Origin of the sequence: Variovorax sp. J22R115 (genome assembly GCF_030317005.1) — a bacterium.
Classification (GTDB): Bacteria; Pseudomonadota; Gammaproteobacteria; order Burkholderiales; family Burkholderiaceae_C; genus Variovorax.
In genome coordinates this window covers 348,191-359,991 of sequence record NZ_JASZYM010000006.1, presented here as the reverse complement: position 1 = coordinate 359,991, position 11,801 = coordinate 348,191, and the positions used below count along the sequence as shown (strand labels likewise).

Here is an 11,801-nt window from a genome sequence, read left to right as displayed (position 1 = left end):
TGATGCCGTGGAACTGCGGGCTGTGGGGGTCTTCCGAGGTTTCGCATTCGGCGTGATGCTTTCGGTGAATCGCCGCCCATTCCCGGGTCACCATGCCGGTGGTGAGCCACAACCAGAATCGGAAGAAGTGGCTGATAGCGGGGTGGAGGTCCAGCGCCCGATGCGCCTGATGTCGATGCAGGAAAATGGTGACCGCTGCGATGGTGACGTGGGTCAAGCCCAGCGTGACCAGCACCAGTCCCCACCACGGCAGGTCGAGCAGGCTGAGTTTCATCACAGGTCCATTTCAGGACGGCGCGGCGACCACCGTCGATCCCGGAGGTGTCTCGATGTCCCTGGCTTCAATGCTAGTCATACGAGGGCGGCTGTCTGTGCGCTACCGAACAGAGGACCGGACTTTTGATCACGCGCCCCCATGGAATGGAGCTTGCGGAACTCCCCCTCTCGACCATGGTCTGACTCCTGCTGCCGTCGAAGTTGGTGACAAGTCCAGTGTTCGCCTTTTCGGCTCCGAGGAGGAATACCACATGCATAGATTCCTATCCAACAACCGGGAAGATTTGATTGCGCGGTGCAAGGCGAAGGTCGCACAGCGGCCCAGGCGGGCGGCGACCGCGGCGCAGCTTGCCAACGGCATTCCGCTGTTCCTGGATCAGCTGATGAGAACGCTGCGAGCACAGGAAAACGGTCAGATTGACGAGAGCTTCAGGATTTCCGGCGCCGCAGGCGGAGACGCAGATGCCCTGTCCGAGATGGGCCTGAGCGCGGCTGCGCATGGCAAGGCACTCTTGGGGCTCGGATTTTCCGTAGACCAAGTCGTGCACGACTACGGCGACCTTTGCCAAGCCATCACGGACCTCGCGGTCGAGCGCAATGCCCCCTTCTCCGTCGATGAATTCCGCACGTTGAATCGTTGTCTCGACAACGCCATTGCGGATGCAGTCACCGAGTTTGGCGTCTGGCGTGACGCGAACGTCGCTTTGCAGCAGTCCGTTGATGAGAACGAGCGTCTCGGCGTGCTGGTTCACGAGTTCCGAAATTACCTGCACACCGCGACGCTTGCGTTTACGGCACTCGAATCGGGCAAGGTTCCAATCGGTGGCGCGACCGGCGCCGTCTTGAAGAGGAGTCTGGCTTCTCTGGCCGCCTTGCTCGACATGTCCCTTTCGAAGGTCAGAGGCGCAGTTGCAACGCCGCACGCGGAGGCTTTTTCGCTCGCATCGTTTGTGGCAGACGCCAAAAATGCCGCCTCACTGGACGCGAGCGTCAAGGGCTGCACGTTGTCGGTGGCCGACGTGGACGTCCAACTTGGCATTTCCGGGAATCGGGAGCATCTATTGGCGGCCTTGGTCAACTTGCTCCACAACGCATTCAAGTTCACCCATGCTCATACGGAGGTCACCCTGAGCGCGTACGCCAAGGGCGACAGTGTTCTGATCGACGTCAAGGACAACTGCGGAGGGCTCCCGCCAGGAGCTACGGCAAACATCTTTCGGCCTTTCATGCAGGTCGGCGACGACAAGAGCGGCTTGGGGCTTGGTCTTTCCATCGCCCGGCGGCATGTGGAGGCGGACGGCGGTGTCTTGAGCGTCCGGGACTTGCCCGGTGTCGGGTGCGTCTTCACCATTGAACTTCCTCTCCGAATGCTTCACTAGAGAACGGCATTGCGGCTTGGGCGGCCGGCTCCCGTCTAGGCGATTCGCAAAGCTCATAGTCCGCCCTGGCCCGCCGGGCTGCGTTGGGGCCGCGAGGTCACGTCAGGGAGCTTGCCAAGTGGCGCAAGGTCTGACGCGGGTCGCCTTCGATCAGCGAACCGTGCGAAACGAGGATGCGGTTGAGCGTTTGGATCTCGGCTCATGCGCGCCAGAGCGGGGCTTTGCTGGTGAGGTTATGGTCGACCTCAGGGCAGCAATTCCGCGTAGGCCTGCCGATCGGCGGCATAGCAACTGCACGCCATCGATTCGAGGCCATTGCGATCGAGCACCGTCAGGTCACCTCGGTGGTATTCGATCAGCCCGCTGCGTTGCAAGGCGCTGGCGGCCGTGGTGATGCCGACCCGGCGCACACCGAGCATGAGGGCAAGAAACTCGTGCGTCACACGAAAGGTGTCGGAGTGAGCACGGTCCTGGCTCATCAACAGCCAGCGAGCCAGGCGCGGACCGATCAGATGAAAGCGCAGACATGCGGCCGAAGCCGCCAATTGGGACATCAAGACGTAGATGTAGCGGTTCAGGCCGCGTTCCAGCGCCGGGCTGCGCGCAAGTTCTCGGCGAAAGTCAGCGGCGGTTACGCGCCATGCTGCTCCGGGGCCTTGCACCAGCGCGTGCAAGGGTACAGTGGCCACGCCCAGGGCCAACTGCGCGCCAAGCATCCCTTCACGACCCACCATGCCGACTTCGAGGCCTGGATGGCTGCCGTTGCGAGCCACCAGCGAGATGAAGCCGTCGACCGGAAAGTAGACATGTCGAGTCGATCTGCCGGGCTCGCACAGGATCTCCGCCAGCGCCAGCTGGATCGGCTCGCAGACGGCAAGCAGGCGCCGACGATCGTTGCGCGGAAGCAGTTCGATAAGGTGGTTCTCGACCGTGGTCAATTGGCGCTCCGATGCTTGCTGCCAGCCGAAGACCGGAAAGCGGGCGTCGATGTGCAACTGCGATCAGTCTGCACGAGGAGAGACGCGTCGACCGTCTGCTAGCGCACAGAACAGCAGATGAGATGCCGCGTCAAGCTGACACGCACGTCCGCGGCACTCCCCACCGAAGGTCTACGTTGCCAGTTTTCCGGGAAGCAGACGGTCATACTCCCTCTTGACAACGGCGTAGCACTCGCAAGTGCGTTGCTCCAGCCCTTGGCGGTCCAGCACCGAGATGCGGCCACGCGCGTAGCGGATCAATCCGGCTTGCTGCAACTTGAGCGCACCCTCGGTCACTCCTTCGCGGCGCACGCCGAGCATGTTGGCGATCAGCTCCTGCGTCATCAGGAGCTCGTTGCCCTGCAGACGGTCCAGGCTCAGCAGCAGCCAGCGGCATAGCTGCTGGTCCAGAGAATGGTGCCGGTTGCACACCGCCGTCTGCGCCATCTGCGTGATCAGCGCCTGGGTGTAACGCAGCAGCAAGTGCAGCACCGGGCCGGCCCGGTTGAACTCGTCCTTCATCATCTGCGCCTTCAACCGCCAGCCATGGCCCGCGCTCTGCACCACCGCGCGGCTGGGCGTGGACTCGCCGCCCATGAATAGGGATATGCCGACGATGCCCTCGTTGCCGACGACCGCGATCTCGGCCGAGGCGCCGTTTTCCATGACATAGAGCAGCGAGACGATGGCGGTGGATGGAAAGTACACGTGGCTGAGCGTGCCGCCCGACTCGTACAGGACCTGGCCCAGCGGCATCTCGACCCGTTCAAGTTGCGGCAGCCAGCGCTGCCACTCGGCCTGCGGCAGCGCGGCGAGCAGGCGGTTCTTTCTTGGGTCGGGCGGAGAGGCCATCACGGAGTTTCAGGGAGGGGGGCGGCTTCGAGGACTACGTGGTGGTGGTCTTCTACAGCACACGCAGGAGCTTAGGCAGCCGAACCCGCCTTGTATGTTCGCGAACGCACAGACGAGTGCCATCGGCTGGATTTGACCCACGGGCGCCGATTTCTATTGCCTGACATCCAGGGACCCGCAACGCTCGAAAAGTACGGCCGTGAAACCCGACGACTGGATCGAGCGCAACCTGCGCGCGAGGCACATCCGACTCGGTATTGGCGTCATGCTGGTGATCGACCCTGTGCCACGGTCGATGGAAGACGCAACGGGCGGCGCGCATGTTCGATGGCGCACAGACAAGATGAACTCGACCTTCTACAAGTGTTGCAGCAAAGCGGGTATCGCGCGCTTTGCGGGGCGCTCAAGCAAGGGCGCAGTGAAAGCCTTTGCGACTTCCAATTCTGATGGCGAAGAGAGGTTCGTATGAACACGCATTTCAATCTCAAGGCTTCGATTCTTGTTGTCGCCATGCTGGTGCTGCCACTGGCGCAGGCCGCGACGATGACAAAGGCCGAGTACCAAGCCGGCAAGACCCGCATCAGCGCGGACGTCAAGGCTGATAAGGCGGCGTGCGCTGCGCTTGCTGCCAATGCCAAGGACATCTGTGTAGAAGAAGCCAAGGGCAAGGAGAAGGTCGCGCGCGCCGAACTGGAATACGGCTACACCACCAAGTTCAGCGACCGGAACAAGGTGCTGGTGGCGAAGGCTGAGGCGGCCTATGAGGTCGCCAAGGAAAAGTGCGATGACCAGTCGGGCAATGCCAAGGACGTGTGCGTCCAGGAGGCCAAGGCACTCAAGACCAAGGCGCTGGCCAACGCCAAGATGGGCAAGGAGATCGGCGAGGCCAAGCACGACGCCATCCAGGAAAAGCTCGACGCCGACTACAAGGTCGCTACCCAGAAGTGCGACGGCATGTCGGGTGATGCCAAGGCAAGTTGCCTGGGCGTCGCCAAGACGAAGTTCGGAAAGAACTAAATCTTGGGGATGCGCTGAAGGATTCTTCACCATGGAAGTCAGCAAGCCCAGTGGTCTCTGGTCGACCACGGATGACTTGGTCGAGACCGACATCGCCAGACTCGCGCAACACATGAAGCAGTGCGAGCGCGCACTCGGTCGTGTCCCACGACTGCGGTCGGCGGTGGAAACTGTGCGAACCCAGATGGGTTTGCACATCGTGACTTCGGCGTGCCTGGGGGGCGCCGTTGGAACTTCCCTGGTGCTAGCGTTCGCCCACTTGAGATTGCTCTAGATCCCTATTTCTCGCTTTTGCTTGGTGGTCGATGTCGGTGCGCAAAGTTTCGTTGAGTACGGGCCTCTCTCCGCTTTCCAACCGCGTTGCAGCAACCCATACGACGGCGGCATGCAGGATCCTTGGAAGCCGACGTCCGTTCAAGTAGGCTCGGACCAATGCGTCGGCGGCAAGCTCGGAAGATGTCATCGCGCGGTTCATAGATTCGCTCCCCATAGAAGGCTGGAAGTCGAAACGGTAGCGCTGGAAGGGGTTTAGTACCGTGCGGCCGCGCACAAAGCGCCCAAGAGTTGGCTATCGCTTTCGTTTGTACGATAGCGCACGTCCGGGTTCCGTTTGGTACAGAATTTGATGAACTTCGCGGCAGCGGGTCTTCATGTCATCGACGCTACCTTCGCCGCGCTTCGCTGCGGCGCGCAATGACCTTTTGGAGGAGATGCCCCCAGAGGTCCGGGCTGGCCTCACGCCGCTTCTCCAGCATGTTTCGCTCGACCTGGGAGAGGTTCTGTACGAGTCGGGCGCCGCGCAGCAGTATGTGTATTTCCCGACCGATGCCATCGTCTCGTTGTTGTACGTACTCGAGAACGGGCAATCCGCGGAGATTGCGGTCGTGGGATTCGAGGGGATGGTGGGCGTATCGCTCCTGATGGGTGGAGGCAGTACGCCGAATCGCGCCGTGGTGCAAAGCGCCGGCCATGCGTTCCGGCTGGGCGCGAGCCACATCAAGCAGTTCGTCGAAAACGGCGGTCCTTTGCTCCACCTGCTTTTGCGCTACACCCAGTCGCTCATCACCCAGATGTCGCAGACGGCAGTGTGCAACCGGCACCATTCACTGGAACAGCAGCTGTGCCGCTGGCTCTTGCTGAGTCTCGACAGGTTGCCGAGCAACGAACTGTCGATGACGCAGGAACTCATTGCCAACATGCTGGGCGTACGGCGCGAGGGCGTGACCGAGGCGGCCGGGAAGTTGCAACGGCTGAACCTCATCAAGTACGCTCGCGGGCACATCACCGTGCTTGACCGCCCAGGACTTGAACGGCACGTGTGTGAATGCTATGAGGTTGTGAAGCGCGAGACAGACCGCCTATTGCCTCACGAAATCGCGACCTGACAGAGATGGAGTGCGCTCGGAGAACGAAGCCGCAGGGCCGTTCGCGCTCGTCGATCCATCGACGTCAACAAACTGCACGCTTGGTAGGCAACCGTCGCATGAGTATGGAGGTTGCACTTATGTGCGGTAGCGCACAGACTCGGTGCACCCGACTCCCTACAAGGAGCTTCAACGCGATAGCGCGGGCAGGCTTTCAGCCGGGTTCTCGAACGCGAACTCCCAACCATGGCTGCAAGCTGCGCGTGGTCGCGCCGCCGCGGCGACTCCAGCGAGTGCCGCGCGGTTTCAGCCTTTGGACGTGGCTCGGGTATCTCGACAAGTACGTCCTTTTCATCCCGAGCCTTGCATTGCAGTCACGTTGGGCCGACGTCGTCCACATCTGTGACCACTCCAATGGCATGTACGTGCGATGGGTGAAACGCAAGCCGACCATGATCACGTGCCACGACGTCATTGCCATGCAGGCCGCGAAAGGGTTGATCGCCGGGTGGAATGTCGGTTGGACCGGACGGCTGTTCCAGCGTCTGAAGGCCTCGGGGATGGCAAAGGCTCCTTGCGAAGGTCGACGACCGCTCTTGGCAGTAGAGCAAACATTCGGCGCGCCCAATCGAAAGACCGAGATGGCCCGGAATTGCCATCGAAAGGCCGACCGGCAAATTCCGTTGTGCACTGCAAAGCAGCGGTTTCCAGGAATGGCCCGTAAGTCGAACTGAAGCAATCGGCCACCAAAATCGGCCGGTCGGCTGCTGCTCAGAACTCGTGCGATAGCGGACGTTCACGGCGCGCAAACAACGCTTTGGTTCGGCGGCACGAGCGCCTGTATCTGGGCGGCTACTTCCACACGTACACCATGATCAACGATCCAGCAGCAGCCTCATCGATCCTCCAGGTAGTTGCCGGCGTCAAAGACCACCGGCTCCGCGTCCGGGTCGAAGCTCACGCCGGCTGGGTCTTCGCCTGCCTCAAGAAGCGCCAGTTGCGCCTTCAGGTAGCGACGCAGCATCGCGATGCCGCGGTCGGACGTCGCCAGATGCTCCTCCGAGTGCCGCGTGATCGCGCCCTGGCTCACCATCGCCTCGTAGTCACCGGGCATCCGCTGGTGCTCTTCTTCGGTAAGCTCTTCCCAGAGCTTGCCGTTCATGCGCGATCGCATGCGAGTTAGCTCGCCCTTTTCGCTCACGCGGCCGACCACGAAGATGCGGAAGCTGCGATCGTCGATCGGCAGGATCCACCCCAGCGACTCCACCCGACCGTAGCGTCCGACGCGAGGGCTCGGAATGACGCGCAACGTTGGCATGGCCGCTTGGCTGATGCGTCGGAACACCTTGCCGTCCGGCAGGCGCCGCACAGAGGTTGTGCGCACCCCGAGTTCGACCGTGTCCCAACTGACCTCAGGCATCTGAGCCATCTGCTCGACGAACTGGGTGCCGCTGAAGCTCGAATGCAGCACGACCACGTGAAAAGGGTCAACCAGGTTCTCGTAGTGCTGCAGCCAATTGCAAGGGATGACTTGCGGCCCGCCGCCGCCGATGCTGGCATCGTTGGTCTCGATGATCTCGCCTTCATCAAAGCGCTCTAGCGCGTCGTAGCGCGGCAGCGTCGGCTTCTTTTCCGGCGGCCCCATGTAGGTCCAGACCAGGCCGTAAAGCTCCTGCACCGGGTACCAGGGTTGCCGAATGCGGCCGCGGGCGCGCCCGAGTTCAGGCTCGCAAGGCTGCTCCAGGCAGTGACCCTCCGCATCGAACAACCAGCCGTGGTAGCAGCAGCGGATGCCGCGCTCTTCGACCCGGCCGTAATAGAGCGACGCGCCGCGATGGGCGCAATTCGGATGCACCAGGCCGGGCCGCCCGCTCTTGTCCCGAAAGAGGATCAGGTCTTCACCGAGCACCCGGACCTTGCGCGGTGTGTCGCTGGCATCGCCTGCCAGCCCGATCGGGTGCCAGTAGCGACGCAGCAGTTCGCCCATCGGCGTGCCTGGGCCCACCTCGGTCAGCGTCGGGTTGTGGGTCCCGGGCTTGCGTCCATATGCAGTGCCCGTATCGACGGCAATCGGGATCACTTTTTCGGCGGTCGTGGAATTCATCGATGTTCCTGGTGCTTCAATCGGCGGTCACGCCTGCGGCCTTGATCAGCTCGGCGACCCGCGGAAAGTCGGCCTGGTAGCTGGCTCTGAATTCCGCCGGCGTGTTGCCGAGCGGCTCGAATCCGAATGCGATCAGCTTCGACTGCACCTCGGGGGTGCGAGTAATCTCGCGAAGCGCCTGCGTCCACTGCTCGATGACGGCCGAAGGCGTCCTGGCGGGCGCATAGACGCCGATCCAACTGTCCAGATCGAAGCCGGCGAAGCCCTGCTCGGCGAAGGTGGGCACGTTGGCCATGGTCGAAACGCGGCGGCTTCCCGCAATGCCCAGCACCTTCATGCGCCCGGCCTGTGACTGCGAGCGTGCGGTGGACGGATTGGCCCACGCGAAGTCCAGCACGCCGCCGATCATGTCGTTGTGCGCGGCCGCCTCGGCCTTGTAGGCCACGTGGGTCAGCGCAATGCCGCTTTGGCGCTTGAGCAGTTCGCCCATCAGGTGCGCCTGCGAGCCGTTGCCCCAGGTGCCATAGGTCAGGCCTGGGTGCTGCTTGGCATAGGCGACGAACTCCTTGAGGTTTGAGTAGGGCGCGTCCGCGCGCGCCACCAGCATCGGCCCGCCGGTGGCGAGTTGCGAGATCGTCTCAAAGTCCTTCACCGGGTCATAGGGGAGCTTGGGCTGCAGGATCGCGTTGTTGATGTGGGTCAGCGGCAGGGTGAACAGCACGGTGTAGCCGTCGGGCGATGCCTTCGCCACGGCGTCGGACGCGAGGATCCCGCTCGCGCCCGGCTTGGCCTCCACGATCACGCTCTGGCCCCAGCGCTGCTGCAGCTTCTCGGCATAAACGCGCGCGATCACGTCGATCGGCCCGCCCGCCGTGCCGAAGGGCACGATGCGAATCACCTTGGTCGGGAAGGCGGCGCCGGTCTGGGCCGAGGCGAGCGGCGCCGCAGCGGCCAGAGTGAGTGCGATCAGGCCGGTTACGCAGGCGCGCCGGCGCGCCTGCATGCCGCCAAGGGGTCGGCGAGCGGACATGGTGTGGTCTCCTTCATCTTGTGGTTACGCATACGATAGGCGTGCCCCTTGGCGGGATCAATTCGAATGTTTGGATAACTGATATGGATCGTGCTGATATTCGCGGCATCGACCTCGCGATGCTTCGAGCCTTCGATGCGCTGCTACGCGAGCGCAGCGTTTCGCGAGCCGCCTCTCGCTTGTTCCTCAGCCAGCCGGCGGTCAGCGCTTCCCTCAAGCGACTGCGCGAGGCCTTCGACGATCCGCTCTTCACGCGCACGCCCCATGGCATAGCGCCCACGCCGTTCGCGCTCACACTTGCGCCGCGCGTCGAGGCCGTATTGAACGATCTGCAGGGCCTGTTGAACATGGACCGCGCATTCGACCCGGCGAAATCGGACCGGATCCTGCGCGTCTCGGGCAGCGATCACAGCAGCCGCGCGATGCTGCCGCTGTTGTGCCGGGAGCTCACGGCCTGCGGGTCGCACATCCGCCTGGCGTGGGAGCTGGCGGACTACAGTCAGTTGCCTGAAAGGCTGCGCAAGGGCGACATCGATCTCGGCCTACTGCCCCGTATGGCGCCGGCGGTAGGTGTGGAATCGGAGCTGCTGTATGAGGATACGTACTTGGCAGTGGCGCGCCGTGGCCATCCTCGATATGCAAACGGCATGGATCTCGAAGGCTTTTGCGCCATGCCGCACGTAGTGCTGGGGCAGAGCCGCTCGATGCTCGACGACACCATCGATCAGATCCTCGCGCGCCGCGGTCTGGTCCGCCATCTGCAGACCGCCGTCACAACCTTCAGCCAGATGACGGACCTTGTGGCGAGCACCGATGCAATCGCGGTCTTCCCGCAGCGCGTGGCTAGCCGCTACGCGGAGCTGCTGGACGCGTTGCCCTTGCCGTTCGAGTTGCCCAGCTACCGCTTGTACGTTTGCTGGAACGCACGATCGGACGCGGATGAAGCCGTGCGCTGGCTGCGCGAGGCCATGGTTCGGCTTGGTCGCATGGGGCACTAGCGGACTTGGTGAGTTTGGGGCGCAGGACCGAACACGGCCATGAGCGGTCGTCTGGCGGCAGGCTCTCCAAGGACTGGGGTCGGCAGCTTGAGCCGACATTGGTGAGGCAACTTGCTTCGGGCGGCTCAGTGCCCTTTGCAGACATGTGTGTGAGATTGTCGAATCGAAGCAACCGGCCATCAACAGTCAATCGCGCGTCTGCCGGCTACTACCGCTGCAGGACTGCTTGCGGCCGGTTAAGAATCTCCGCTGAGCGACTGAGGCTGCCAAGAGCGGCCGTTGACTCTTCGCTGCGCGACGGGCCGATCTACTCAGAACTTGATCGCCGCCACCTTCGAGGCTCGCAACAACCGATCTTGACTAGCATATATGGCTGCCACTTCGACTTGTTTTGGTTGACCACACCATCGAAGTGACAGTCCCGCTACGGCAAAGGTCCGACGAATAACTTCTCCGTCTGCATGTCGCGAAAGGTATGGGGGATGCCGCCGACGCCGAGCCCCGACTCGCGCAGTCCGGCGAAAGGCATCCAGTCGACGCGGAATGCCGTGTGGTCGTTGACCATCACCGCCGAGGCATCCAAGCGCGCGTAGGCGTGCATTGAAGTTGAGAGACTGCGGGTGAACACGGCAGCCTGGAAGGCGACCGGCAGCGCGTTAGCACGCGCAATTGCCTCGTCCAGTTCGTCGTAGGCGTAGACGCAGATGACCGGCCCGAACACCTCTTCGGTCGAGACCTTGCTGTCCGGCGGTGGTTCGAGCAGCACCGTCGGCTCGTAGCAGGAACTCGAGATCGGCTTCCCCCCGCAAAGCAGCGTGGCACCGCCGTCGACGGCCTCGCGCACCCAGGCATGCACGCGCTCGACCTCCTGAGGACGGATCAAAGGGCCCACCTCGGTTTCCGCCGACAACGGATCGCCGACCTTGAGTTTGCGGGCCTCGTCCGCCAAGCGGCGCGCGAGGTTGTCGCAGATCGAACGGTGCGCATAGACGCGCTGGACCGACACGCACACCTGTCCGGCATGGTAGAAGCCGCCTTTCACGAGTTTCGGCAGTGCTGCGTCGAGGTCGGCATCCTCGGCAACAAGAACTGGCGCGACGCCACCGTGCTCGAGCGCGCAGCGGGCGCCGGGTGCCAGCTTCGAGCGAAGCATCCAGCCGACGCGGGCGCTGCCGATGAAGCTCAGGAATCCGACGCGCCGATCCGCGACGAGCCGGGTCGCCAGGGCGGTGTCATCGATGACCAGCGCCTGGCACCAGGCTTGCGGCAGTCCCGCCTCGTGCAAGATCTCGACAAAGCGCAGGCAGGAGAGCGGTGTATCGCCAGCCGGCTTGACGATGCTCGGGCAGCCCGCAGCGATCGCCGGACCGACCTGATGCACGATCAGGTTCAGCGGGTGATTGAAGGCGCTGACCGCCACCACCACGCCAATGGGTTCCCGATGGGTGAACGCAACGCGCCGCGCCGATGCGGAGTTAATGTCCATCGGCACCACGTGGCCGCCCTCGGTCCGCAGCGCGTCGACGCATAGCTGAACGCCGTCGATAGCCCGCGCAACTTCAACGCGCGAGTCCAGCAATGGCTTGCCCCCCTCCCGCGCGGCTTCCAAGGCCAGTGACTCCGCGCGCTCCTCCATGAGCCTAGCCGCCTTGCGCAGGATCTCGATACGGCGAGCGGGGGGCAGCCAGGCAGAGCGGTCGCGAAACAGGGCATACGCCGTGGACAAGGCTCGCTCGATCTCGGCGTCGCCCGCCACGGCCACGGTCGCAATCAGACTACCGTCGAAAGGTGAACGAACTTCCAT

At 63.1% G+C, this 11,801-nt stretch carries 12 protein-coding genes; 6 read left to right on the top strand and 6 right to left on the bottom strand.

What is annotated here, in order from left to right:
• A partial coding sequence (locus QTI04_RS13465; protein ID WP_336621889.1) for a fatty acid desaturase occupies nucleotides 1-274 on the bottom strand: 274 nt, incomplete at its 3' end.
• A 253-nt stretch (nucleotides 275-527) separates the two neighbouring features.
• On the opposite strand from QTI04_RS13465, the gene QTI04_RS13460 reads away from it, so the two are divergent.
• Nucleotides 528-1,655 carry a sensor histidine kinase KdpD gene (locus tag QTI04_RS13460; protein WP_286616109.1) on the top strand — a complete coding sequence of 376 codons (1,128 nt, stop codon included), beginning with the start codon at nucleotides 528-530 and terminating at the stop codon, nucleotides 1,653-1,655.
• A 245-nt stretch (nucleotides 1,656-1,900) separates the two neighbouring features.
• Here QTI04_RS13460 and QTI04_RS13455 read toward each other — a convergent pair whose 3' ends face one another.
• Nucleotides 1,901-2,593 (bottom strand): Crp/Fnr family transcriptional regulator, encoded by a 693-nt coding sequence (locus QTI04_RS13455; RefSeq protein ID WP_286616128.1) that lies wholly within the window; start codon nucleotides 2,591-2,593, stop codon nucleotides 1,901-1,903.
• 171 nt (nucleotides 2,594-2,764) lie between these two features.
• A complete protein-coding gene (locus QTI04_RS13450) occupies nucleotides 2,765-3,484 on the bottom strand; it encodes a Crp/Fnr family transcriptional regulator (protein WP_286616108.1) in 720 nt (239 codons plus the stop codon).
• 199 nt (nucleotides 3,485-3,683) lie between these two features.
• On the opposite strand from QTI04_RS13450, the gene QTI04_RS13445 reads away from it, so the two are divergent.
• The 4 genes from QTI04_RS13445 (at nucleotide 3,684) to QTI04_RS13430 (ending at nucleotide 6,599) form a co-directional block, all read left to right on the top strand.
• Nucleotides 3,684-3,953, top strand: coding sequence for a hypothetical protein (locus tag QTI04_RS13445; RefSeq protein WP_286616107.1), 270 nt, complete (start codon nucleotides 3,684-3,686; stop codon nucleotides 3,951-3,953).
• Complete coding sequence (locus tag QTI04_RS13440) at nucleotides 3,950-4,501, top strand: hypothetical protein (RefSeq protein ID WP_286616106.1); 552 nt, start codon at nucleotides 3,950-3,952, stop codon at nucleotides 4,499-4,501. Before QTI04_RS13445 ends, QTI04_RS13440 begins: the two co-directional genes overlap by 4 nt.
• A gap of 710 nt (nucleotides 4,502-5,211) precedes the next feature.
• Nucleotides 5,212-5,886 (top strand): Crp/Fnr family transcriptional regulator, encoded by a 675-nt coding sequence (locus QTI04_RS13435; protein WP_286573211.1) that lies wholly within the window; start codon nucleotides 5,212-5,214, stop codon nucleotides 5,884-5,886.
• A gap of 242 nt (nucleotides 5,887-6,128) precedes the next feature.
• The gene (locus QTI04_RS13430; protein ID WP_286616105.1) at nucleotides 6,129-6,599 is read left to right on the top strand and encodes a hypothetical protein; all 471 of its coding nucleotides are present in this window, start codon (nucleotides 6,129-6,131) and stop codon (nucleotides 6,597-6,599) included.
• 161 nt (nucleotides 6,600-6,760) lie between these two features.
• On the opposite strand, the gene QTI04_RS13425 is transcribed toward QTI04_RS13430, so the two are convergent.
• A complete protein-coding gene (locus tag QTI04_RS13425; protein ID WP_286616104.1) occupies nucleotides 6,761-7,969 on the bottom strand; it encodes an aromatic ring-hydroxylating dioxygenase subunit alpha in 1,209 nt (402 codons plus the stop codon).
• Between the two features lie 16 nt (nucleotides 7,970-7,985).
• Nucleotides 7,986-8,999, bottom strand: a complete 1,014-nt coding sequence (locus QTI04_RS13420) for a tripartite tricarboxylate transporter substrate binding protein (RefSeq protein ID WP_286616103.1) — start codon at nucleotides 8,997-8,999, stop codon at nucleotides 7,986-7,988.
• 41 nt (nucleotides 9,000-9,040) lie between these two features.
• Between QTI04_RS13420 and QTI04_RS13415 the strand changes: the two genes are divergently transcribed.
• Nucleotides 9,041-9,997 (top strand): LysR family transcriptional regulator, encoded by a 957-nt coding sequence (locus tag QTI04_RS13415; RefSeq protein WP_286616102.1) that lies wholly within the window; start codon nucleotides 9,041-9,043, stop codon nucleotides 9,995-9,997.
• A 424-nt stretch (nucleotides 9,998-10,421) separates the two neighbouring features.
• Here QTI04_RS13415 and QTI04_RS13410 read toward each other — a convergent pair whose 3' ends face one another.
• Nucleotides 10,422-11,801 carry an aldehyde dehydrogenase family protein gene (locus QTI04_RS13410; protein ID WP_286616101.1) on the bottom strand — a complete coding sequence of 460 codons (1,380 nt, stop codon included), beginning with the start codon at nucleotides 11,799-11,801 and terminating at the stop codon, nucleotides 10,422-10,424.